This is a genomic window from Cellulosimicrobium cellulans, assembly GCF_016907755.1.
In the GTDB taxonomy this organism is placed as follows: domain Bacteria; phylum Actinomycetota; class Actinomycetes; order Actinomycetales; family Cellulomonadaceae; genus Cellulosimicrobium; species Cellulosimicrobium cellulans_D.
Genome location: NZ_JAFBCN010000001.1, coordinates 2,785,788 through 2,809,216 on the forward strand (window position 1 = coordinate 2,785,788; position 23,429 = coordinate 2,809,216).

21 protein-coding genes and 1 pseudogene are annotated in these 23,429 nt (G+C 75.7%); 12 read left to right on the top strand and 10 right to left on the bottom strand.

Going from position 1 to position 23,429, the window contains the following annotated elements; genetic code table 11:
- Positions 1–99 precede the first annotated feature (99 nt).
- The 7 genes from JOE63_RS12155 to JOE63_RS12185 are packed head-to-tail and all read right to left on the bottom strand — an operon-like array spanning position 100 to position 7,770.
- Positions 100–3,087 (bottom strand): DEAD/DEAH box helicase, encoded by a 2,988-nt coding sequence (locus JOE63_RS12155; protein WP_204541621.1) that lies wholly within the window; start codon positions 3,085–3,087, stop codon positions 100–102.
- A 9-nt stretch (positions 3,088–3,096) separates the two neighbouring features.
- Positions 3,097–4,182 carry a diacylglycerol/lipid kinase family protein gene (locus JOE63_RS12160; RefSeq protein WP_204541624.1) on the bottom strand — a complete coding sequence of 362 codons (1,086 nt, stop codon included), beginning with the start codon at positions 4,180–4,182 and terminating at the stop codon, positions 3,097–3,099.
- Positions 4,183–4,225: 43 nt separating this feature from the next.
- A complete protein-coding gene (tatC, locus tag JOE63_RS12165) occupies positions 4,226–4,969 on the bottom strand; it encodes a twin-arginine translocase subunit TatC (protein WP_087472063.1) in 744 nt (247 codons plus the stop codon).
- Between the two features lie 36 nt (positions 4,970–5,005).
- Positions 5,006–5,272, bottom strand: coding sequence for a Sec-independent protein translocase subunit TatA (gene tatA, locus JOE63_RS12170; protein WP_087472064.1), 267 nt, complete (start codon positions 5,270–5,272; stop codon positions 5,006–5,008).
- A gap of 57 nt (positions 5,273–5,329) precedes the next feature.
- Positions 5,330–5,656 (bottom strand): hypothetical protein, encoded by a 327-nt coding sequence (locus tag JOE63_RS12175; RefSeq protein ID WP_204541627.1) that lies wholly within the window; start codon positions 5,654–5,656, stop codon positions 5,330–5,332.
- 10 nt (positions 5,657–5,666) lie between these two features.
- On the bottom strand, positions 5,667–6,677 hold the full coding sequence (locus JOE63_RS12180; protein WP_087472065.1) for a helix-turn-helix transcriptional regulator: 1,011 nt from the start codon (positions 6,675–6,677) through the stop codon (positions 5,667–5,669).
- Positions 6,670–7,770 carry a helix-turn-helix transcriptional regulator gene (locus tag JOE63_RS12185; protein ID WP_204541630.1) on the bottom strand — a complete coding sequence of 367 codons (1,101 nt, stop codon included), beginning with the start codon at positions 7,768–7,770 and terminating at the stop codon, positions 6,670–6,672. The genes JOE63_RS12180 and JOE63_RS12185 overlap by 8 nt, the downstream gene beginning before the upstream one ends.
- Positions 7,771–7,806: 36 nt before the next feature.
- Here JOE63_RS12185 and JOE63_RS12190 point away from each other — a divergent pair, with 36 nt between their 5' ends.
- The 10 genes from JOE63_RS12190 (at position 7,807) to JOE63_RS12240 (ending at position 17,558) form a co-directional block, all read left to right on the top strand.
- On the top strand, positions 7,807–8,976 hold the full coding sequence (locus JOE63_RS12190) for a DUF3866 family protein (RefSeq protein WP_204541632.1): 1,170 nt from the start codon (positions 7,807–7,809) through the stop codon (positions 8,974–8,976).
- On the top strand, positions 8,973–9,770 hold the full coding sequence (locus JOE63_RS12195; protein WP_204541634.1) for a DUF4129 domain-containing protein: 798 nt from the start codon (positions 8,973–8,975) through the stop codon (positions 9,768–9,770). The genes JOE63_RS12190 and JOE63_RS12195 overlap by 4 nt, the downstream gene beginning before the upstream one ends.
- On the top strand, positions 9,767–10,318 hold the full coding sequence (locus tag JOE63_RS12200; protein ID WP_204541638.1) for a hypothetical protein: 552 nt from the start codon (positions 9,767–9,769) through the stop codon (positions 10,316–10,318). The genes JOE63_RS12195 and JOE63_RS12200 overlap by 4 nt, the downstream gene beginning before the upstream one ends.
- Positions 10,315–11,322, top strand: a complete 1,008-nt coding sequence (locus JOE63_RS12205; protein WP_204541641.1) for an AAA family ATPase — start codon at positions 10,315–10,317, stop codon at positions 11,320–11,322. Before JOE63_RS12200 ends, JOE63_RS12205 begins: the two co-directional genes overlap by 4 nt.
- Positions 11,319–12,674, top strand: coding sequence for a DUF58 domain-containing protein (locus tag JOE63_RS12210; RefSeq protein WP_204541644.1), 1,356 nt, complete (start codon positions 11,319–11,321; stop codon positions 12,672–12,674). Before JOE63_RS12205 ends, JOE63_RS12210 begins: the two co-directional genes overlap by 4 nt.
- On the top strand, positions 12,671–13,225 hold the full coding sequence (locus JOE63_RS12215) for a hypothetical protein (RefSeq protein ID WP_204541647.1): 555 nt from the start codon (positions 12,671–12,673) through the stop codon (positions 13,223–13,225). Before JOE63_RS12210 ends, JOE63_RS12215 begins: the two co-directional genes overlap by 4 nt.
- 103 nt (positions 13,226–13,328) lie before the next feature.
- Positions 13,329–13,907 carry a Dps family protein gene (locus JOE63_RS12220; protein WP_087472073.1) on the top strand — a complete coding sequence of 193 codons (579 nt, stop codon included), beginning with the start codon at positions 13,329–13,331 and terminating at the stop codon, positions 13,905–13,907.
- 179 nt (positions 13,908–14,086) lie between these two features.
- A complete protein-coding gene (locus JOE63_RS12225; RefSeq protein WP_204541650.1) occupies positions 14,087–14,575 on the top strand; it encodes a VOC family protein in 489 nt (162 codons plus the stop codon).
- A 735-nt stretch (positions 14,576–15,310) separates the two neighbouring features.
- The gene (gene argG / locus JOE63_RS12235; RefSeq protein WP_204541653.1) at positions 15,311–16,759 is read left to right on the top strand and encodes an argininosuccinate synthase; all 1,449 of its coding nucleotides are present in this window, start codon (positions 15,311–15,313) and stop codon (positions 16,757–16,759) included.
- Between the two features lie 142 nt (positions 16,760–16,901).
- On the top strand, positions 16,902–17,558 hold the full coding sequence (locus JOE63_RS12240; RefSeq protein ID WP_204541656.1) for a YigZ family protein: 657 nt from the start codon (positions 16,902–16,904) through the stop codon (positions 17,556–17,558).
- 96 nt (positions 17,559–17,654) lie between these two features.
- Here JOE63_RS12240 and JOE63_RS12245 read toward each other — a convergent pair whose 3' ends face one another.
- Positions 17,655–19,076, bottom strand: coding sequence for a UTP--glucose-1-phosphate uridylyltransferase (locus tag JOE63_RS12245; protein ID WP_204541659.1), 1,422 nt, complete (start codon positions 19,074–19,076; stop codon positions 17,655–17,657).
- Between the two features lie 94 nt (positions 19,077–19,170).
- Here JOE63_RS12245 and JOE63_RS12250 point away from each other — a divergent pair.
- Positions 19,171–20,710, top strand: a pseudogene (locus JOE63_RS12250) (lipase maturation factor family protein).
- 39 nt (positions 20,711–20,749) lie between these two features.
- On the opposite strand, the gene JOE63_RS12255 reads toward JOE63_RS12250, so the two are convergent.
- Positions 20,750–21,370: an L-threonylcarbamoyladenylate synthase gene (locus JOE63_RS12255; protein ID WP_204541662.1), complete on the bottom strand. Its 621-nt coding sequence runs from the start codon at positions 21,368–21,370 to the stop codon at positions 20,750–20,752.
- Between the two features lie 64 nt (positions 21,371–21,434).
- Complete coding sequence (locus JOE63_RS12260) at positions 21,435–22,415, bottom strand: threonine ammonia-lyase (protein WP_204541665.1); 981 nt, start codon at positions 22,413–22,415, stop codon at positions 21,435–21,437.
- 94 nt (positions 22,416–22,509) lie between these two features.
- Between JOE63_RS12260 and JOE63_RS12265 the strand changes: the two genes are divergently transcribed.
- Positions 22,510–23,418, top strand: a complete 909-nt coding sequence (locus JOE63_RS12265; protein WP_204541668.1) for a LysR family transcriptional regulator — start codon at positions 22,510–22,512, stop codon at positions 23,416–23,418.
- The last annotated feature ends 11 nt before the right edge of the window (positions 23,419–23,429 follow it).

Consider the following 23,429-nt stretch of genomic DNA (forward strand, 5'->3'; position numbering starts at 1 on the left):
GAAACTCACCGTTCCGGTGCGACGTCCGTGCAGGTCGCGAAGGGTGTCGCGAACGTCACGCACCCGTCCCGGCTCCCCGGGGTACCCGCTCGGTCGGGCTCAGACGCTCGAGTACGCGACGACGCCGCGCCGCAGCTTCTCGATCGCCTGGTGCGCGGTGCGGCGCACGCCGGGCGTGGGCGCGGCGGTCGCGACCTGGTCGAGGACGTCGATCACCTGCTTGCACCAGCGCACGAAGTCGCCGGCCGCGATCTCCGAGCCGCGCAGCACGGCGTCGAGGCTGCGGCCCACGGCCCAGCGGTGCACGGCCGTGACGAGGCCCTCGTCGAGGGCGCCGGTCGCGTCGATGTCGTGCGCCTCCTCCAGGTCGTCCACCTCGGACCACACGCGCGTGGTCGCCTCGAGCGCGCGGGCGAGCTTCCCGTGGGGGCCGCCGGGCACGTCGGGCTCGCCGTGGTCCTCGCGCCGCCCCGCGTACACGCACGTGGACACGACCGCCGCCAGGGCGGGGGCGTCGAGGTCCTCCCACACGCCGCGGCGCAGGCACTCGGCGAGCAGCAGGTCGTTCTCGGCGTACAGGCGCCGCAGCCACTGCCCGTCGGGGGTGACGCGCAGCCCGGTCCGTCCTGCGCGGTCACCGTCACGATCACCGTCGGCGTCGGGGTACGCGTCGCCCGCAGGCTCCTCCGCGTCCAGGGCGTCCTCCAGCGGGGCGACCGGGTCGTCCGCGGCGTCGCCCGGGGCGAGGTAGCCGAGGGTGAGCAGGACGTCGCAGATGCGGTCGAACACGCGCGCGATGGACCCGGTGCGGCCCTCGACGCGGCGCACGAGCTGGTCGTGCTCCTTCTTGAGCCGGGCCCACCGCTCGGCCCAGCGCGCGTGGTCCTCGCGGTCGGGGCAGTCGTGGCACGGGTGGGCGCGCAGCTGCGCGCGCAGGCGGGAGAGCTCGGCGTCGTCCGCGGCGGCGGACCGGGAGCGGGCGGTGCGCCCAGGGCGGGCGCCGGGCTCGTCGAGCGCCCCGAGGGCGTTGCGCAGCGTGGAGGCAAGGTCGCGCCGCTGCGCGGGCACGCGCGGGTTGAACGTCTTGGGGATGCGGACGCGTCCCACGGTGCGGATGCCGCCGGGCGCGTCGGCCACGGTGAGCTTCTTCACCTGCCGGTCCTGCGTGAGCACGGTGGGGCGCGGGCCGTCGAAACCGGCCCGCTCCCCCGGGTCGAGCACGACGACGTAGCCCGCGCGCCGCCCGGACGGCACCTCGACGACGTCCCCGGGGCGCAGCCGCTCGAACGCGGCCACGACCTCCACGCGGCGCGACCGGCTCGCGGCGCGCGACAGGTCGCCCTCGCGCGCGGCGATGCGCCGCCGCAGCGCCGCGTACTGGGCGAAGTCGCCGCGGTCGCACGTCATGGCCTGCGCGTACCCGTCGAGCGCCTCGGCGTGCGCCTGCGCCTGCTTCGCGAGCCCGACGACGCCGCGGTCGGCCTGGAACTGGGCGAACGACGTCTCCAGCACCTCGCGCGCCCGGTCCCGCCCGACCTGCGCGACGAGGTTGACCGCCATGTTGTACGTGGGCCGGAAGCTGGAGCGCAGCGGGTACAGGCGCTTGGACGCCAGTCCCGCGAGGTGCACGGGGTCCAGGCCTGCGTGGTCGACGACGACCGCGTGCCCCTCGACGTCGATGCCGCGCCGCCCCGCGCGCCCGGTGAGCTGGGTGTACTCGCCGGGGGTCACGTCGACGTGCGCGGTGCCGTCCCACTTGACGAGCTTCTCCAGCGCGACGGACCGGGCGGGCATGTTGATGCCGAGCGCGAGCGTCTCGGTCGCGAACACGACCTTGACCAGGCCGCGGCTGAACAGCTCCTCGACGGTCTCCTTGAACACGGGCAGCATCCCCGCGTGGTGCGCCGCGATCCCGCGCGCGAGCGACTCGGTCCACGTCCAGTACCCGAGCACGTCCAGGTCCTCGGCGGGGATCGTCTCGGTGCGCTCCTCCGCGACCCGCCGGATCTCCGCCTCCTCCGCGGGCGAGGTGAGGCGCAGCCCCGCGGCCAGGCACTGCTGCACGGCACCCTCGCACCCCGCGCGGGAGAAGATGAAGTAGATCGCGGGCAGCAGCCCGTCCGCGTCCAGGGCGTCCACGACGGCGAACCGCGCCGGGGTGCGGCGCGCACCGAGCCCGGACCGGTCGGGGCCGGGACGCCGCCCGCCCCGCCCCCGGTACCCGCGGTCGCCCGGGCCGCGCCGCCCGCCCGGCCCCGACGCGCCCGTGCGCGGGGCCGCGCGGAACGCGGCCAGCAGGTCCGGGTTGATGGGCGGGTTCACGCCCGGGTCCGTCGGGTCCACGTGCCCGGCGTACAGGTCGAGCAGGTCCGCGCCGAGCGCCCGAGCGCCGCCCGCGTGCGCGACCCCGGTCGCCGGGTTCGCCGACGCGACGAGGACGTGCTGCCACAGCGGCACGGGCCGGCGCTCGCTGACGACGACGGTCGTGTCGCCGCGCACCATCTCCAGCCAGTCGCCGAACTCCTCCGCGTTCGACACGGTCGCGGACAGGGACACGAGCTGGACGTCGTCCGGCAGGTGGATGATGACCTCCTCCCACACCGGCCCGCGGAACCGGTCGGCGAGGTAGTGCACCTCGTCCATGACGACGAACGCGAGGCCGTCGAGCGTGCGCGAGCCCGCGTACAGCATGTTGCGCAGCACCTCGGTCGTCATGACGACGACGGGCGCCTCCCCGTTGATCGTCGTGTCGCCCGTGAGCAGGCCGACGGAGTCGGCGCCGTAGCGGCGCACGAGGTCGCCGTACTTCTGGTTCGACAGCGCCTTGATCGGGGTGGTGTAGAACGCCTTGCGCCCGCCCGCGAGTGCCAGGTGGACGGCGAACTCGCCCACGACCGTCTTGCCCGCGCCCGTGGGGGCCGCCACGAGCACTCCGCGGCCCTCCTCCAGCGCCTCGCACGCACGCTCCTGGAAGTCGTCGAGGGGGAAGTCGAGGACCTGCCGGAACTCCGCGAGCCGGGTGCGGGACGCCGCCTGGCGGGCCCGGGACGCGGCGTAACGGGCGGCGGGCGATTCAGCGGCCGTCATGGTGCCAGCCTACGGTCCGGCACCGACCTCCAGGACGTGCAGCGCGCCCGGGACCACGTCGACCCGCAGCGGCAGGGGACCCAGGTGCTCCCCGTCGGCGAACGCGTGCGGCGGGGTCGCGCCCGCCTCGGTCGCCGCGACCGTCACCGACGTCGCGCGCAGCGTCCCCACCCCGGGGTTCGCCAGGTGCCGTCCCGCGTACATGCCGGGGAAGATGCGCGTCGCGCCCCAGCGCCCGAACGGGCCGGCGACGACGACGTCGAGCAGGCCGTCGTCGAGCGCCGCGCCCGGTGCGATCCGGATGCCGCCGCCGATGCGCGGCCCGTTCGCGACCGACACGAGCGCGCCCGGGGACTCCCACACCACGGTCCGCCCGCCCTGCGCGTCGAGGCCGTCGGGGCTCGTCCCGACGGCGGCGCCGTCGCGCAGGAGGGGCGCCCCGGCGAGCAGGTCGGGCAGCTCGTCGTCCGCGGGCACGCCGCGCAGCGTGACCCGGTACCCGTAGGGGCGGTAGCGCGTGATCTCCGTGAGGGCCGAGCGCGCGTACCGCGACCGGCCGCGCGGCCAGGTGGCCGCGTTCGCGTGCGCGTTGACGGCCGCGTCGATCCCCGCGGACAGCACGCCCGCGTACCAGCGCGGGGCGGGCAGGTGCTCGCCCGTGACGCGCGCGGCGTCGACGGCACGCACGGACGCGGCGGCGCTCGCGGCGGTCCCGAGGGCCGCGAGGAGGGCGTCCACGCACCGGTCCGCGCGGGTCGTGGGCAGCCCGAGGCCGTGCGCGAAGTCGTTGCCCGTCCCGACCGCGACGATGCCGAGCGGGACGCCGGTCCCGGCGGTCGCGTTGACGCCGAGGTGCACCATGCCGTCCCCGCCGACGACGACGAGCGCGTCCACCCCGGGCCGCGCACCCGCGTCGTCGCCGCCCGGGCCGCGCACGGCGGCGTCGGCGGACTCCTGCGCGAGGGGCAGGCTCGGGGCGCTGAGGTCGACGACGGCGTGCCCGGCGGCGCGCAGCGCGTCGGCGGTGCGTCCCCCGGCCGCGCGGCCGCGGCCGCGCCCCGCCGTCGGGTTGACGACGAGGGCGACCGTGCTCACGCGCGGCCCCCGCGCCCACGGGGGCGCGGCCGGGGCGTGGCGCTCACAGGGCGAGCCGTGCGGCGTCGAGCTTGTCGACGCGCCGGTCGTGGAGGTAGCTGATGCCGAGCGCCGCGAAGTACAGGCCGCAGATCGGCAGGGCGACGAAGATCATCGTCAGCGCGTCCGGGGTGGGGGTCATGACGGCCGCGAACACGAACGCGACGAGCACGGCCCACCGCCAGCCCTTGGCCATCGCGGACGCCCGCATGATCCCGGCCGCGTTGAGCGCGACGAGCACCACGGGCATCACGAACGCGAGCCCGAACGCCAGCACGAGGCGCATGACGAAGCTCAGGTAGCCCTGCGCGTCGGCCAGGTTGGTCGCGCCGTCGGGCACGAACCCGGCGAGGATGTCGACCGCGTGCGGCAGGACCCACCACGCGAGGAACGCGCCGCCGAGGAACAGCGGCACCGACGCGCCGAGGAACGCGAACGCGTACCGCTTCTCCCGGGTCGTCAGACCCGGGGTGATGAACGCCCACAGCTGGTACAGCCACCACGGGCACGTGACGATGACACCGAGGAAGAGGGAGACCTTGACCTTCATGTCGAGCGCGGAGGCCAGGCCCGAGAAGTTCAGGCTGATGACCTTGCCCTGCTCCTCCGCCGCCTTGAGCAGCGGCGCCTGGAGGGCCTCGAGCAGCGGCTCGTAGAGGAACCACCCGACGATCGCGCCGACCACGAGGCCGCACGCGGCGAGGAAGAGTCTCTTGCGCAGCTCCAGGAGGTGCTCGCGGAGCGGCATCCGCCCCTCGGGGTCACGGGAAGTACGTGACACCGACTATCCCTTCGAGGTGTCGCCCGGTTCGGGCGACGTCGTCCCTCCGGTCACGGTCGGCGAGGAGGTGCCGGTCGACGCGGACGTCGTGCCGGCGCCACCCGCCGCGGGCGGCGTGGTGTCGTCCTCGCGCAGGTCCTTGACCTCGCTCTTGAAGATCTTCAGCGACTGCCCGACGCTCTTGGCCAGGTCCGGGAGCCGGCGCGCACCGAACAGGAGCAGGATGACGACGACCAGCACGATGATGTGCCAGGGCTTGAGCATGCCCATGGGCTAACTCCTCCTCGAGGCGAACGGCGCTACGCGAGCGAGTCTACGCGGTGAACCCTACGCGTTGAACCGGCGCCAGCGGGACCAGACCTGCTCGTCGCGCCGCCGCCGCTGCACGCGCCGCTCCGCCCGCTCGGCACGCAGCAGGTCCACGCGCTCCTGCAGCACGACCGGGTCGTCGAACAGCGTCGGCGCGGTCGACGGCTGCGCCTCCTCCAGGGCACGGGAGAGCTCGTCCGCCCGCGCGCTCATGTCCGCCGCGACCTGCGAGGCGCGCGACAGCTCGCGCCCCAGCCCCTTCACGGAGCGCCACAGGTGCCGCGCGAGGAAGATCGCGCCGACGAGCGTGCCCACGACGAGCAGCGTCCAGACCCAGAACCACATGCCGCCCACCCTAGCCAGCGGCCCGGTCGCCGGACGGGTCGGCCGACCCGCCGTCGGTGTCGCCGGGCAGGTCCGCGTACGCGGACAGGGCGGCGCTCGCGGCCTCGCGCACGTCGCGCGCGACCGACGCCGGCTCGACGGCGAGGACGTGCCGCGCCCGCTCGGTGAGGAGCTGGCGCAGCCACACCGGGTTGGTGACGCGCAGGCGCACCTCGAACGCGCCGTCGGGCAGGTTGCGCACGGACTCGACGGGGACCTGCTCCGCGACGGCGCGCGCAGGGCTGGCGAACGTGATCGTCGCGAGCGGCGCGTCGCCGGTGGGGGTGAAGTCCACGTCGGGGTCGACGTCGTGCCCCTCGACGGCCTGGTCGAGCTCGGTGGCGGCGAGGATGCGGTCGACGCGGAAGGTGCGGCGCCCGCGGGCGCGGTGGCACCACGCGAGCAGGTACGCGTGCTGGTCCTGCGTGTGCAGGGACACGGGGTCGACCTCGCGCTCGGACTCCTCGTCGGCGGCCGTCACGTACCGGATGCGCAACCGGTGGCTCGCGACGAGCGCGCTCGTGATGGCCGCGACGACGCGCGGGTCGCCCTCGGGCGCGAGCTGCACGTCGAGCGCCGCCGCGGCCTCGCCGGTCGCGTCGGTGAGCTTGCGCAGCACCGACTCCACGACGCCCGCGCGCTCCGGGTCGGCCTGCACCGCCGCCGTCTCCCGCATGGCCCGCAGCGCCGCGATGAGCGCCACGGCCTCGCGCGTGCCCAGCCGCAGGGGCCGGGTCATGCCGCGCGCCTCGGTGAGCCGCACGACGCCGCGCTCGATCGAGTCGGCGTCGAAGTCGATGAGGTCGTCCGGCCAGTACCCGGGGGTGCCCGACACCCACAGGGCGTCGACGTCGTCCAGGACCTGGCGCTCGCTCACGCCGAAGTGCCGGGCGAGCTCGCCCACCGGCACCGGCCCCGCCCCGTCCAGGTACGCGACGATGCCCAGCAGGCGCACCAGCCGGTCGTCCGCGCGCTCAGCCACGCCCCGCCACCTCCGTCGTCCCCTCGCCCTGCTCCGAGCCCGGCACGGGTCCCGACGACGAACCCAGCGCCGCCGCGTCCCGCAGCCGCCGCACGACCGCCGCCCGCAGGTCCGGCGGCCCGAGCACCAGCACCGCGTCCCCGTACCCCACGACCTCGTCCGCCAGCGCGTACCGGACGTCGTACGCCACCTCCAGCACGTCGCGGCCCGCGCCGTCGCCCGCCCGCGCGTCCGGCACCGACCCCACGACCGTGCCGCGCGCCCGCAGCGCGCCCGCGCGCTCCGGCACCACCGCCAGGCGCGCCACCCCGCCCGCGTCGCGCGTGCCCAGCGCCGCGTCCACGTCCACGTCGGTCGGCACCTCGAACGCGTCGCGCGGGCCCGTCGCCCGCACCCGGCCCTCGACCCGGCTCAGCCGGTACGACCGCGGCGCCGCCCGGTCCAGGTCGAACCCCACCAGGTACCAGCCGCCGCGCCGCGCCGCGATCCGCCACGGCTGCGCGCGTCGCGCCCGCACCTCGCCCGTGCTCGCCGCCCGGTACGTGAACGACACCGCCCGCCGGGCCGAGATCGCGTCCATGAGCGTCGCGTACGCGTCGCCCACCGGCCGCACCTGCGGCGCCAGACCCGCGACGACGTCCATCGCGGTCTCCCCCGCGCCCGCCGCCCGCAGCTTCGTCAGCGCCCGCGAGATGTCCGTGCGCAGCGTCTTGTCCTGCCAGAACTGCGTCGCCAGCGCCAGCACCCCGAGCTCGGCCGGTGTGAGGTCCACCGCGGGCAGCGCGTACGCGTCCTGGTCGATCCGGTACCCCACCTCGTCCGCGTGCCCGCCCGCGTCCACCGTGACGATCGGGATCCCCAGGTCGCGCAGCGTGTCCTTGTCGCGCTCGAACATCCGTTCGAACGCGTCCGGGGACGGGGCGTCGCCGTACCCCGCCACGCTGACACGGATCTGCTGCTTCGTCATCGACGCGTTCGTGTTCACCAGCGCGATCACCAGGTTCAGCAGGCGCGCGGCCGGGTTCGTCGGCGACGACCCCGACGACGACGGCGCAGGGTCGGGCACGGACGAGGGGGGCGTGGGCTCGGACATCGAGCACAACGCTAGTCGGTCGATAGGGTGTGCCGCGTGATCACGTGGCGGACCGCGACCGTGGTGTCGCACGCGAAGACCTGGACCGGCGCCCAGGAGCTGCACGTGCGGCTCCACACCCCCCTGCCCGGGCGCGACGACGACCCCGACGCGACCGTGCGCGCCCTCGCCTACACCCAGCTCGTCGGCACCCCCGAGCCCGGCGACCACGTGCTCCTCAACGTCTCCGCCCTCGCGCGCGGCCTCGGCACCGGCGGGTACGCCCTCGTCGTCGGCCCCGCCCAGCCCGGCACCCCCCTCCCGCCCGACCCCGCACCCGGACCCGGCCACCTCGTCAAGGCCCGCTACACCCCGCTCCAGGCCCTCGTCCTCGGCGTCGACGAGCAGGAGTCCCCCCACCACGACACCCTCCGCGACGCCGACGACCTCGACGGCACCCCCGTCGTCGTCGCCGACCTCCACTCCGCCCTGCCCGCCGTCGTCGCCGGCGCCCGGCACGCCGCGGCGCTCGCGGGCCGCCCCGTCCCCCGCGTCGCCTACGTCATGACCGACGGCGGCGCCCTCCCCGCCGCGTTCTCCCGCACCGTCGCCACCCTCCGCGACACCGGCTGGATCGACACCTGCCTCACCGTCGGGCAGGCGTTCGGCGGCGACCTCGAGGCCGTCACCGTGCACACCGGCCTCCTCGCCGCCCGCCACGTCACCGGCGCCGACCTCGTCGTCGTCGCCCAGGGACCCGGCAACCTCGGCACCGGCACCCGCTGGGGCTTCTCCGGCGTCGCCGCCGGCGAGGCCCTCAACGCCGTCGCCGCCCTCCGCGGCCGCCCCGTCGCCTCCCTGCGCGTCTCCGGCGCCGACGCCCGCGACCGCCACCTCGGCGTCTCCCACCACTCCCTCACCACCTACGGACGCGTCGCCCTCACCCCGAGCGACGTCCCCGTGCCCGTCCCCACTCCCGACGTCGAGGCGCTCCCCGGGTGGGGAGCCGACCTCACCCGTCGTGTCGCCCAGCAGGTCGCGACGCTCGCCGCCCCCGCCGGGCGCCACCACCTCGTCTCCGTCCCCGCCGGCCCGGAGATCCTCGACGCGCTCCACGACGTCCCCGTCCGGCTGTCCACCATGGGCCGCGGCCTCGACGCCGACCCCGCCGCGTTCGTCGCCGCGGCCGTCGCCGGCGTCCACGCCGAGTCGCTCCGGCCCGCATGACCGCACCGCAGGGGGAGAACCACCGCCGGCCCGGGCCGGCACGTTTCGCCGCCGTCGCCGCGCTGGCGCTCGCGGCGGTGCTCGCCGCGGCCGTCGGCGCGCCGTGGGGCTGGGACGCGCCGGCCTGGTTCGACGACGTCGCGCATGACCCGGTCGCGCCGCCCCCGGAGACCGCCACGATCCGCGACGCGGACACCGGCCCGGACGACCTCCGGAACCTGGCCGACGCCGGGGGCATGTCGTTCGACACGTACCTGCTCTGGTTCCTGGGCGCGGTGGTGCTCGTGGTCCTCGTCGTGCTCGCGCGCCGGTACCTCCCGGCACTCCTCGTGCGGCGACGCCGACGAGAGCTCCTCGTCGCGGCGACCGGCGACGTCTCCGTCCACGCGGCCGAGGACCCGGTCGTGCCGGAGCTGCGGGAGGCGGTCGAGCGGGCGCACGACGACCTGCGCGCGCCCGACGCGGACCCGCACGACGCCGTCGTCGCCGCGTGGGTCGCGCTCGAGCACGCCGCGGAGCGGGCGGGAACCCGGCGCGACCCCGCCCAGACCCCGACGGAGTTCACGACCGCGGTCCTGGCCGGCACCCGGGTCGACCCGCACGCGGTCGCGACGCTGCGCGGCCTGTACCACCGGGCCCGGTTCGGTGAGACGCCGCTCGGCGAGCGCGACCTGGAGGCCGCTCGCGCGGCGCTCGCCCGCGTCGCGGCCGACCTCGCGACGCGGGTCGCCGGCACCCAGGACCTGACCCCCGCGCTCCACGACCGACCGCTCCACGACGGGGCCCGGCCGTGAGGGCGCGCGAGCGCTGGGACCGCCTGCGCCCGGCGGACCGGCGCTCCCTGCGCGCGGCCGTCGTCACCGTCGGGCTCGGCGTGGTCCTCGTGCTGCTCGGGTCCTCGCCCGCGCACGCCCTCATGCTCACGACCCTCGGCATCGCGGGCGTGCTGCTGTGGCACCGCACCGGGTACGCCGGGGACACCGTGTGGCCGCGGATCCCCGACGTGCGGCGCGACGGCAACCGGCGCGACGTGTCCGACCTCGGGTGGTCGGTCCTGGGCCGCGACGGGCGCGTCACGGTCACCGCCGCCCGCCGGGTGCGCCGCCTCACCGAGCGTCGTCTCGCCCACGCCGGGACCGACGACCTCGCCGACCCCGGTGCCGCGACCGAGGTGGCACGGCTCCTCGGTCCCCGCGTCGCGCGCACCGTCGGCGACCTCGTCACCGACGGGCGCCTCCCCACGCCCGCCGAGCTCGACGCCTGGCTCGCGGCGCTCGACCGGCTCGACCCGACCACCAGCCACGACACCCCGGACCGCCCCGACGGAGGGACACCCCGATGACCGCCGACCCCGCCGCCCGCACCACCGCGCAGCCCGCGACCCTCGACGTGCCCGCCGTCGCCGCGCACGGCCGCGCCGTCCTCGACGAGGTCGCGACCGCCGTCGTCGGCGCCCGCGAACCCCTCACCCTCGCGCTCGCCACCGTCCTCGCCGGCGGGCACGTGCTGTTCGAGGACGTCCCCGGGCTCGGCAAGACCCTCGCCGCCCGCAGCCTCGCCCGCGCGCTCGGCCTCGACTTCACCCGCCTCCAGTGCACCCCCGACCTCCTGCCCTCGGACGTCACCGGGTCCTCCGTGTACGACCCCGCGGCCCGGACCTTCGAGTTCCGGCCCGGACCCGTCTTCACCGGGCTGCTGCTCGCCGACGAGATCAACCGCACCGCCCCCAAGACGCAGTCCGCCCTGCTCGAGTCCATGGCCGAGCGCCAGGTCACCGTCGAGGGCACCACCCACGTGCTGCCCCGCCCCTTCCACGTCGTCGCGACGTCCAACCCCGTCGAGCACGAGGGCACCTACCCGCTCCCCGAGGCACAGCTCGACCGCTTCATGGTGCGCCTCTCCGTCGGATACCCCGGGCGCGACGAGGAGCGCGAGGTCCTCACCCGCCGCATCGCCCGCCGCCACGACGACCCCGTCGTCCGCCAGGTCGTCGACCGCGAGACCGTCCTCGCCATGCAGTCCGCCGTCGAGCAGGTCGACGTCCACCCCGACGTCGTCGCGTACTGCGTCGACCTCGCCGCCGCCACCCGCACCCACCGCGACCTCGAGGTCGGCGCGTCCCCCCGCGGGTCCCAGAACCTCGCCCTCCTCGCCCGCGGCGTCGCCGTCCTCGACGGGCGCGACGTCGTCCTGCCCGAGGACGTCAAGCGCGTCGCCGTCCCCGTGCTCGCCCACCGCCTCACCCTCACCCCCGGGGCGTGGGCCGCCGACCTGCGGCCCGAGACCGTCGTCGCCGGCATCCTCCGGACCGTCCCCGGACCCGCCACCGTCGGCGCTCGCGGATGAGCACCCCCACGGCGGACCGCGACACCGACGCGCCCCGCTGGCGCACCACCGTCCACCTCGCCGCCGGCGTCCTGCTCGGCACCACCCTCCTCGCCCTCGGCGTCCTCTTCCGCCGTCCCGACGTCGCCCTCCTCGGGCTCGCACCCCTGCTCGGCGCCGTCTGGGGCTGGACCCACCGCCCCCACGGACCCGTCACCGTGCGCGTCGTCCTCGACACCGACGCCCCGGCCGGGACCCTCGCCGCCCGCAGCGTCGCCGACGTCCCGCCCGGCGTCGAGCTGCTGCGACTGCGCGCCGTCGCCCCCGGCGGCCTCGTCACCGAACGCCTCGTCGACGCGACCCACGGCCCCCGGGAACTCACCTGGCACGCGCCCTCCGCACGCACCGGCGTCACCGACACCCTCCGTGTCGACTACGCCGCCTACGGGCCCGACGGCGTCGAGGAGCAGGTCCCTCGCGTCGCCCGCGGACCGCGCCGCCTCGTCCTGCCCCGCCCGACCCCGCTCGGACACCTCCCCCTCGCCTCCCGCCTGCGCGGACTCTCCGGACCCCACACCTCCCGGCGCCCCGGCGACGGCACCGAGCTGCGGGACGTCGACGCCTTCCGCCCCGGCGACCGGCTCCGCCGCATCGACTGGCGCGCCACCGCCCGCCGCTCTCCCACGCTCGACACCCTCTACGTCCGCCGCACCTTCGGCACCGCCGAGGCGACCGTCGTCCTCGTCGTCGACTCCCGCGACGAGGTCGCCCCGGACCTCGCCACCTGGAGCGGCGTCGGCGCCCAGCGCCCCGACGAGGCCACCTCCCTCGACCTCGCCCGTCACGCCGCAGCCTCCGTCGCCCAGGCCGTCCTCGCCGAGGGCGACCGCGTCGCCCTCGACGACCTCGGCCGTCTCGCCCGACCCGTCCGACCCGGCGGCGGACGACGCCACCTGCGCCGCATCCTCCACGGCCTCGCCCTCGCCCGGCCTGACGGCGACCCCTCTGCCCGGCACCGACCGCCCCAGGTCCCCGCCGGCGCCGCCGTCTACCTCTTCTCGACCCTGCTCGACGACGAGGCGCCCCGCCTCGCCCGCCAGTGGCACGACACCGGGCACGTGGTCGTCGTCGTCGACGTCCTCCCGCCCGTCTCCCTCGCCGAGGTCGACGACCACGTCGCGACCGCCTGGGCCGTCACCCGCCACGAGCGCGCGGACCGCATGCACGACCTGCGCGAGCGCGGGGTCGTCGTCGCACGGTGGTACGACGGCACGCGCGGCGCCGACGGCGCTCGCGAGACGTTCGAGCTCGCAGCGCGACGGCTCGAGCGGCAAGGACCCGGCCGCCCGAGCCCGACCGGGGGCACGCGATGAGGCGGCCTGCCCGACGTGAGGTCGTCACCGCCGGCCCGCGCCCTCGTCTCCAGGTCGAGACCGGGCGCACCTTCCCCGGGTGGAGCCTGCGCGTCGTCCTCCTCGTCCTCGCCACGGCCCTCGCCGGCGCCGCGCTCCAGACGACCGGTCTCGCGCCGTCGTTCGTCTGGGGTGCCGGGCTCTGCCTCGGTACCGTCGTCGCCTACCTGCCCGCACCGCCGGTGCCCCACCTCCTCGTGCTCCTCGGCGGGCTCGTCCTGCTCATGGAGGGGAGCGCGCCCTTCGACCCCGTCGTGCTCGCGCTCCTCCCCCTCGGCCACCTCGTCCTACGCACGGCCTGGTGGTCGGACCACCTGCCACCCGGGGCGCGCGCGGAGCTGCGCGCCGTCGTGCCCGACCTCCGTCGGGTCGTCGTGCTGCAGGCAGCGCTCCTCCCGGTCGCGCTCGGGGTCCAGGCGATCACCGCCGGAGACGTCTCGTCGGCGGTCGCCACCGCCCTCGGCGGGATCGCCGTGCTGGGCCTCGTGCTGCTCGTCACGCCACGGGACTGACCTCGCGCTGCGAGCGGCCGGGGACCGCCCGACGATGGCGGGACGGCGCCCGACGCCGTCCCGCCACCACGGCGGCGACCGCACCCGACCCGAGGAGGCACCCATGGCCGCTCGCTCCGACCTGCCGAAGTACACCGTCCCGTCGCTCACCCCCGAGGAAGGGGCGAAGGTCGCCGGGATCCTCCAGGAGCGCCTGCACGCGCTCAACGACCTCCAGCTCACGCTCAAGCACATCCACTGGAACGTCGTCGGACCGCACTTCATCGCGGTGCACGAGATGATCGACCCGCAGGTCGACGCCGTCCGCGCGATGGTCGACGCCGTCGCGGAGCGCATCGCGACGCTGGGCGTCTCCCCGAAGGGCACGCCCGGCGCCCTGGTCGCCGAGCGGAGCTGGGAGGACTACTCGCTCGGCCGCGCCTCGACCATCGCCCACCTGGGGGCCCTCGACGAGGTGTACGTCGGGGTCATCACGGCGCACCGCGAGGCCGCGACCGCGACCGAGGAGCTCGACGACGTGACGAACGACCTGCTCATCGGGCACCTGCACGACCTCGAGCTGTTCCACTGGTTCGTCCGCGCGCACCTCGAGTCGACCGGTGGCGACCTCTCCACCGACGGCGCGCGCACCGAGACCGGTGCCGCGCGCAAGGCCGAGCAGGCGGCCGTCGGCCAGCCCTGACGCCCGCTCCCCCGCCGGAACCGCTGCTCCGCAGCACCGAGCCGGCCGCGCGCCACCGTCCACCCGACGCGGCGCGCGGCCGGCTTTTCCGTGCTGGGTGGTGACGTGTGCGCGGAGGGTGGGGTTGTTCATCCCGCTTGGCACACTATTTTTTGGAGGAGGTGTCATAGGGTCGCCGGATGAGCGACTCCACACCTCAGCGGCCCACCGTCCGCCAGCTCCGCCTCGTCGTGGAGGCCGACGACTACGGCGCCGCCCTCGCCTTCTACCGCGACGTCCTGGGCCTCCCCGAGCGCATCGCGTACGCCGACGGCACGGACGACCGGGTGGCGATCCTCGACGTCGGGCACGCGACGCTCGAGATCGCGAACGCGGCCCACAAGCGGGCGATCGACGACGTGGAGGTCGGGCGTCAGGTCGCGGGCCACCTGCGGGTCGCGTTCGAGGTCGACGACGCGCGGGTCGCCACCGACCGTGCGGTCGAGGCTGGGGCGGAGCTCGTCGCTCCCCCGACCCGCACCCCGTGGGGCTCGCTCAACTCACGGCTCGACGCCCCCGCCGGCCTCCACGTCACCCTGTTCCAGGAGCTCGACGGCGAGGAGGGCGTCCCGCCCGGCGTCGTCGCCGAGCCCGGGACCGGCGACGGTCCCGCTCCCGGTCGGCGCTGACGCCTCGACCCACGCACGCCGGACCTGCTCGAAGCGCGTCGGCAGCGGCGCGCGCACGGCGCCGTAGCGGGCGTTCGTCCGGTGCACGAACCGCCGCCACGAGAGCACGAGCCCCTGCTTCGTGATGGGCAGGCCGCTCGACACCGTGACGCCGTTGTCGTGCGTGTGGTGCACCGTGAGCAGCAGCGCACGCGGCACCGACCCCTCGAGGTCCGCCGCGAGCACCTCCCGCACCGTCATCCAGCGCCGCAGCACCACGACCACGCTCGCGCTGAGCACGTGCTCGCGGACCGTGCGGTGCTTGCCGTGCGTGAGGACGACCCTCCCCTCCCCCGCGCGCGCCGTCGCGGGCCCGAGGTCGACCGCGTCCGCGGTGCACCGCAGGAGGTCGCCGTACCGGGCTCCGGTCGCGCGCGTGAGGCCGGCGATCACGGCGAGGCGCACCGTCTCCGGCTTCGCGGACTCGACCATCGCCTCGGTCGCGAGCGTGCGCCACACCCACTCGGCCTCGTCCAGCGAGACCGTCGGCCGGGGGTACCGGGACGGTGCGGCTGCGGGGCTGGCGCCCGTGTCGTCGGGGCCGTCGGGAGGCGAGGCGGCGGAGTCGGTGGTCACGGTCGAGAACATACCCCGCTTGGCACACTATTAGTGGCCGGACACACCGGAACCGGCCCGGAGGATCCCGACCTGTCGCGCGAGATTGAATACCTATGCAGATTCGCGCATACTTTGACCATGTCCAAGGTTCTCACCTCCCTCCCCGTCGGCGAGCGCGTCGGGATCGCGTTCTCCGGCGGCCTCGACACGTCCGTCGCCGTCGCCTGGATGCGCGACAAGGGCGCCGTGCCCTGCACCTACACCGCCGACATCGGCCAGTACGACGAGCCCGACATCGCGTCGGTGCCGGGGCGCGCCACGGCCTACGGCGCCGAGGTCGCGCGCCTGGTCGACTGCCGCGCGGCGCTCGTCGAGGAGGGCCTCGCGGCCCTGGCCTGCGGGGCGTTCCACATCCGCTCCGGCGGCCGCGCGTACTTCAACACCACTCCCCTGGGCCGGGCCGTCACCGGCACCCTGCTGGTGCGCGCGATGCACGAGGACGACGTCCAGATCTGGGGCGACGGGTCCACGTTCAAGGGGAACGACATCGAGCGGTTCTACCGCTACGGCCTGCTCGCCAACCCGGCCCTGCGCATCTACAAGCCGTGGCTCGACGCCGACTTCGTCACCGAGCTCGGCGGTCGCAAGGAGATGTCGGAGTGGCTGCTCGCCCACGACCTCCCCTACCGCGACAGCACGGAGAAGGCCTACTCGACGGACGCCAACATCTGGGGCGCCACGCACGAGGCGAAGACGCTCGAGCACCTCGACACCGGCATCGAGACCGTCGACCCCATCATGGGCGTGCGGTTCTGGGACCCGTCGGTCGAGATCGCGACCGAGGACGTGACGATCGGCTTCGTCCAGGGCCGTCCCGTCACGATCGACGGGCGCGAGTTCGAGTCCGCCGTCGACCTGGTCAACGAGGCCAACGCGATCGGCGGCCGCCACGGCCTCGGCATGTCCGACCAGATCGAGAACCGCATCATCGAGGCCAAGAGCCGCGGCATCTACGAGGCGCCCGGCATGGCGCTCCTGCACGCCGCGTACGAGCGCCTCGTCAACGCGATCCACAACGAGGACACGCTCGCGCAGTACCACACCGAGGGCCGCCGCCTCGGCCGCCTCATGTACGAGGGCCGCTGGCTCGACCCGCAGGCGCTCATGATCCGCGAGTCGCTCCAGCGCTGGGTCAGCACCGCCGTCACGGGCGAGGTCACGCTGCGCCTGCGCCGCGGCGAGGACTACTCGATCCTCGACACCACCGGTCCGGCGTTCAGCTACCACCCGGACAAGCTCTCGATGGAGCGCACCGAGGACTCCGCGTTCGGGCCCATGGACCGCATCGGCCAGCTCACCATGCGCAACCTGGACATCGCCGACTCGCGCGCCAAGCTCGAGCAGTACGCCGGGATCGGCATCGTCGGCACCGCGCACGCGGCACTCATCGGGGCCGGGGCCGGGGCGACGACCGAGCTCATCGGCGCGATGCCCGAGGGTGGCGCCGAGGTCATCGCGTCGCGCGGCATGGCCGAGGGCGACGACGCGCTCCTCGACCGGGCTGCCATGGAGTCGGGCACGGACTGACCCGACCCGGGCCACGCGCAGCGGGACGACGACGCACGGCCGCGGAGACCAGCTCTCCGCCGCCGTGCGTCGCCCGTCCGGCGGCAGGGCGCCCTCTCGCAGGCGGGCGTGGCCCCTCCCGGTGCACGGATAGGCTCGCGGGATGAGCGCGGGCACCGGTGAGCTGTGGGGCACGATCGCCGGACCGGTCGACCACGAGCTCGTCGTCAAGAAGTCCCGGTTCCTCGCGCACCTCTCCCCCGTCGCCTCGGTCGCGGAGGCGGACGCCGTGATCGCCCGCGTCCGCAAGGAGCACTGGGACGCGCGGCACCACTGCGTCGCGCTCGTCGTCGGCGCCCACGCCGACCAGCAGCGCTCCACCGACGACGGCGAGCCCTCCGGGACCGCGGGCGTCCCCATGCTCGAGGTGCTGCGGCACCGCCAGGTCACCGACGTCGTCGCCGTCGTCACGCGCTACTTCGGCGGCGTGCTGCTCGGCGCGGGCGGGCTCGTCCGGGCGTACTCGTCCGCGGTGAGCGAGGCGCTCGACGTGGCGCGGCCCGTGCGCCGCGCGGTGCTGACCGAGGTGCGCGTCGACGTCCCCCACGCCGACGCCGGCCGCCTCCACGGCATCCTGCGCGACTGGTGCTCCCAGCACGACGGCGCTCTCGACGACGTCACGTACGGCATCGAGGCGGAGTTCACCGTCCTCGTCCCGCTCACCGAGCTCGACCGTTTCGACGCCGACATCGCCGCCACCTCGTCCGGGACCCTCACGCCCCGCCGGGGCGCGGACCGCGTCGTCGACCTCCCGGGCTGAGCCCACCCGCCGAGGCAGAGCCATGGCCGGCCGAGGTAGAGGCCCGGTAGCGCGAGGTAGAGGCCTCTAACTCGGCCATCCGGGGTGCTCCCTCGGTCAGTCGCTGACCCCGTCGGGCCCGACGACGGCGCCGTCGGGGACGCGCGAGGAGCCGCCCGGGTCGGCGAGCTCGGCGTCGCCCGTGACGGTGACGCCGGAGCCGAAGGTCCAGTCGCCGCGGACCGTGAGGGAGCGCGCGGCGCGCAGGGAGGGCGTGCCGTCGTCGAACCGGGCGTCGAACGCCGCGATGGTCTTGTAGTAGGCGGTGTCGAGGTCGACGAGCGGAGCGTCGGTCCGGGCGACGAACCGGCACCGGTCGTCGAGGTCGTAGACGTCGGAGCGCAGGACGAGGAGGTCGTTCGTCGTCTTGACCGGCAGGAAGCGGTCGCGGCCCACCTCGATGGCGACGGCGCCGTCGAACACCTCGACGGCGGCGCCCATGGCGGACTCGATCTGCACGACCTCGGGCGAGGTCGGGTCGGTCGGGTCGACGGTCTTGGTGTTCTTGATGAGCGGGAGCTCGAGCACGCCGCCGGTGCGGTCGAGCTCGGCCGCGAGCGCCTCGAGGTCGAACCAGAGGTTGTTGGTGTTGAAGTACCGGTGCCGGCCGATGTCGGCGGCGGCGTCCTGGTCGTCCTGCGGCGTCTGAGCGGTCTCGCGCAGGACGAGGCGTCCGTCGCTGCGGCGCACGACGAGGTGTCCGCCCTTGCGGTCGGCGGGGGTGCGACGGGCGACCTCGGCGGCGAAGGGGGCGCCGCTGGCGGCGAACCAGCCGGCCATGGCGGCGTCCGGCGCGGCGCCGAGGTTGTCGGAGTTGGAGACGCTCGCGTACCGGTAGCCGGCGTCGAGGAGGGCGCGGAGGGCGCCGGAGGCGAACAGGGCGGTGTAGAGGTCGCCGTGGCCGGGCGGGCACCACTCGAGCTCGGGTTCGGCGGGCCAGTCGACGGGGGTGAGGTCGTCGGCGCGGAGCTTGGGCTCGCGGTTCTGGAGGAAGTCGAGCGGGAGCCCGGTGACGGGGAGGTCGTCGTGGGGGGCGAGCGCGGCGAGGGTGTCGTCCTGGGTGCGGAACGAGTTCATGAGGAGCAGCGGCAGGGGCGCTCCGGTGGCGTGCCGGGCGGCGCGGACCTGGGCGACGATGACGTCGAGGAAGGTGAGGGGGCCGCTGTCGGGGCGCTGCGGGTCGGCGTCGCGCACGGTGAGGAGGGACTTGGCGCGGTCCATGCCCATGGAGGTGCCGAGGCCGCCGTTGAGCTTGATGATCGCTGTCCGATGGAGGGCGTCGCGGGCGGCGTCGTCGGGGACGTCGAGCGCGTCGCGGTGGGCGACGTCGGTGAGGGGCTCGACGTCGGACTCGGGGATCATGCCGGTCGCGCCGGACTCGAGGAGCCGGTAGAAGCGGGTGAAGACGTCGATGGCGGCGGGGGCGACTCCGGCGTCGCGCATGCGGTCGGTGGACTGGGTGAGGCCCTGGCTGCTCATGCCTCGATCGTAGGGGCGGGGGCCCGTTCGGGGTCGGGCGGCGCGAGCCCGCCGCACCCGGGTGAGACGCGGGTCACACGCCTACCGTGGAGGGATGGCGGACGGGTGGCCCGGCCGCGTGGCGACGTGGCTGGGGTCGTGGTTCTGGGCCGACGACTACGACGTGGCGCGCGAGGTGCTGCAGCGGGGCACGGCGGCGGTGCTGGTGGTGGCGTTCGTCGTGGTGGTGCGGCAGTGGCGGCCGCTGCTGGGCGAGCGGGGTCTGCTGCCCGTGGCGGCGTTCGTGGCCCGCTCGTCGTGGCGGGACGGGCCGAGCGTGCTGCGGTGGCGGTGCACCGACCGGTTCGTGGCGGGGACGGCGTGGTGCGGGGTCGTGCTGGCGGGTCTGCTCGTCGTGGGCTCCCGCAGCGCGGTCCGTGGTGGGTGACGACGCTCGCGTTCCTGCTCCTGTGGGCGGCCTACCTGTCGGTGGTGAACGTCGGGCAGCGGTTCTCCGGGTTCGGCTGGGAGTCGCTGCTGTGCGAGGTGACGTTCCTCGTGGGGTGGCTGGGGTCGTCGGGCGGGGCGTCGCTCCCCCGGTGCTGGTGCTGCTGGCGGCCCGGTGGTGCCTGTTCCGGGTGGAGCTGGGTGCGGGGCTCATCAAGATCCGGGGCGACCGGGCGTGGCGCGACCTGACGGCGCTGACCTACCACCACGAGACGCAGCCGCTGCCGGGCCCGTTCTCCTGGCACGCGCACCACCTGCCGCGGTGGTGGCACCGGGTGGAGGTGGCGGGCAACCACGTGACGCAGCTCGTGGTGCCGTTCGCGCTGTTCGCGCCGCAGCCGGTCGCGAGCGTGGCGGGCGGCGTCGTGGTGCTCACGCAGGCGTGGCTGCTCGTGACGGGCAACTTCGCGTGGCTGAACTGGCTCACGGTCGTGCTGGGGCTGGGGGTGGTGAGCGACGGTGCGTGGGCAGCGGTGGGGTCGTGGCTCGTGCCCGCGCTCGGGCGGGGCGAGGCGCCGGTGCCCGACGGCGGGACCGGCCTGGGCGGCCCGGTCGCCCTGGTCGTGGTGGTGCTCGCGGTGTCGGCGCTGCTGCTCGTGCTGAGCGTGCGCCCGGCACGCAACCTCGTCGCGCGCCGCCAGCTCATGAACGCGAGCTTCGAGCCGTTCCGGCTCGTCAACGCGTACGGGGCGTTCGGATCCGTGTCGCGGCGGCGGGACGAGGTCGTGGTGGAGGGCACGACGGCCCGCTCCCCCGGCCCGGACGACTGGGTCGAGTACGCGTTCCGCGGCAAGCCCGGCGACGTGAGCCGGCGTCCGCCGCAGGTCGCGCCGTACCACCTGCGCCTGGACTGGCAGATGTGGTTCCTCGCGCTCGGGTCGCCGGGCACCCGGTGGTTCGAGGTGCTGCTGCTCCGGCTCCTGGAAGCGGACCGCCCTACCCTGCGCCTGCTCGCGGCGGACCCGTTCGCGCACGACCCGGAGGGACCCGCGCCCCGGTGGGTCCGGGCCCGCGTGTTCCGCTACCGGTACACGACGCGCGACGAGCGGCGGCGGTCGGGCGACTGGTGGGTGCGCGAGGAGCGCGGCACGCTCGTCGACCCGGTCGACCTCGCGCGCCTGCGCCGCCTCCTCGGCCCGGTCGCCTGACCCGGCGCGTGGCCTCCCACGCAGGTCCGCCCGCGGTTCCTACTCGAAGCGCGACGGGTCGCCCGCGCCCGCGCGGACGACCTCGGGGGCGCCGTCGGAGAAGTCCACGACCGTCGTCGGCTCGCTCCCCCGCTCGCCGCCGTCCACGACGGCGTCGACGACGTGGTCGAGCTCTTCCTTGATCGCCCACCCGTCGGTGAGCGCCTCGGCGGAGCCGGGCAGGATGAGCGAGCTCGACAGGATGGGCTCGCCGAGCGCGGCGACGATGGCCTGCGCGACGGCGTCGTCGGGGATGCGCACGCCGACGGTCTTCTTCTTGGGGTGCGCGAGGCGCCGCGGGACCTCGGACGTCGCGCGCAGGATGAAGGTGTACGGGCCGGGCGTGGCGGCCTTGATGGAGCGGAACGCTGAGTTGTCGACCATGACGAAGTGGCCGAGCTGCGCGAAGTCCGCGCACACGAGCGTGAAGTGGTGCCGGTCGTCGAGGTGGCGGATCCGGCGGATGCGGTCGGCACCCTCCCGGTCGTCCATGCGGCACCCGAGCGCGTAGCCGGAGTCGGTCGGGTAGGCGACGAGCCCACCGTCCTCGAGGAGGGCGACGACCTGCGCGATCGCGCGCGGCTGCGGGTTGTCGGGGTGCACGTCGAGGTAGCGGGCCATGTCCCGAGCCTAGGCCCGGCCTTGCGGGTGACCGGCGCTCGTGCTCGGCGTGCCGCGACCACGACTATGCGGGCAGGTGCGCGGCCACCCGGCGCAGCTCCGCCGGGCTCGCGTTGCCGCCCGAGCACACGACGCCGACCCGGCGGCCGGCGAACCGCTCCGGGTCGGCGAGCACGGCCGCGAGCGCCGCGGCGCCCGCTCCCTCGGCGACGGTGTGCGCGGCGGTGAGGTAGAGCGCCGCCGCGCGGTCGATCGCGTCGTCGTCGATGAGGACGAAGTCGGCGAGGTGCTCGCGCAGCATCGCCTGGGTGAGCGCGAACCCCGTGCCGGTCGCCAGTCCCTCGGCCCGGGAGGTGTTGGGCCGCGCGAGGAGGTCCCCGGCGCGCCAGGAGTCGTGGGCGGCGGGCGACGCGACGGACTGCACGGCGACGACCTTGAGGCCGGGGGCGAGCGCGCGGGCGACGAGGCAGGCGGCCGCGGCGCCGCTGCCCCCGCCGACGGGCACGACGAGCACGTCGAGGTCGGGCGCGTGTTCGAGCAGCTCGACGTACGCGGTGGCGACGCCGGCGACGAGCAGCGGCTCGTTGGCGGCGCTGACGAGGCGGGAGCCGTCGTCGGCCGCGAGCGCCGTGGCGTGCTCGCGCGCGTCGTCGAACGTGGTGCCGGCGAGGACGAGGCGGGCGCCGAGGTCGCGGACGGCGTCGGCCTTGGTGGGGTTGGGGCTCGTGGGCATGACGATGGTGCAGGGGGTGGAGGTGGTGCGGGCGGCGTGGGCGACGGCCTGGGCGTGGTTGCCGGTGGAGAAGGCGGTGACGCCGCGGGCGCGCTCGTCGGGCGCGAGGCGTTGGAGGAGGTTGAGTGCGCCGCGGACCTTGAACGCGCCGGTGGGCTGGAGGTTCTCGTGCTTGATGACGAGCTTCGCCCCGGTGGCACGGTCGAGCGCGGCGTAGGTGCGCGCGGGCGTGGGGTCGAGGTGCGCGGCGAGGAGGCGGCGGGCGTCGAGGACGTCGCGCATCGTGGGCGGGGCGAGGTCTGCGGGGGCCATGCGTCCACGGTGCCGCGCGCCGTCCCATAGGTCCAATGCCTGTTCTGAGTGGATCGATCGATCGGATCTATGCTTCGCCGGTGAGGGAGTCGAGATGGACCTGACGCGGCTGCGCGTGCTGGCGGCCGTGGCGCGCGAGGGGTCGGTGACGGCGGCGGCGCGGTCGCTGCACTACGCGCAGCCGTCGGTGAGCCACCACCTGGCGCGCCTCGAGGCGGAGGTGGGCGTGCCGCTGCTGGAACGGCACGGGCGCGGGGTGCGTCTGACGGCGGCGGGGCGGCTCCTCGCCGCGCGGGCGGAGGAGATCCTGGGGCGCGTGGGCGCGGCGCGGGACGAGCTGGACGCGCTGGTGTCGCTCTCGGCGGGCCGGGTGCGCCTGGCGGCGTTCCCGTCGGCGCTGGCGACGTTGGTGCCCGACGTCGTGGCGCGGCTCGCGCGGGACCGTCCGGGCCTGGGCGTGGGGTTGGTGGAGGCGGAGCCGCCGGAGGCGCTGGACGCGTTGCGGCGTGGCGCGGTGGACGTGGCGCTGGTGTTCGAGCACGACCGCTCCCCCGTGGACGTGGAGGGACTGCGCGCGGTGCCGGTGCTCGCCGAGGAGCTGTTCCTGGTGCGCGCGGCGGACACCGCGGCGGCCCCCCGCAGGGACGAGGGCACCCCGGGGCGGGACCCTGTGCTCGCCGACCTCGCGCTGCTCGCGGACGCGGCGTGGATCGCGGGCTGCGAGCGGTGCCGCGCCGACCTGGTGGGCCGGTGCGAGCGCGCGGGCTTCACGCCGCGGGTCGCGTTCGAGACGGACGACTACGTCGCGGTGCAGTCCCTCGTGGCGGCCGGGGTCGGGGTCTCGCTCCTGCCCGCCCTGGCGCTGCGCGCCCACCGCGACCCCCGGGTGGACGTGCGGGCCCTGCCTGGGGCCGCACGCCGGGTGCTCGCGGTCACGTACGGGGAGCGGCCCTCCCCCGGTGCGACGGCCGTCGTCGACGGTCTGGTGCGCGCCGCGGGGTGAGGCCGCGGCGC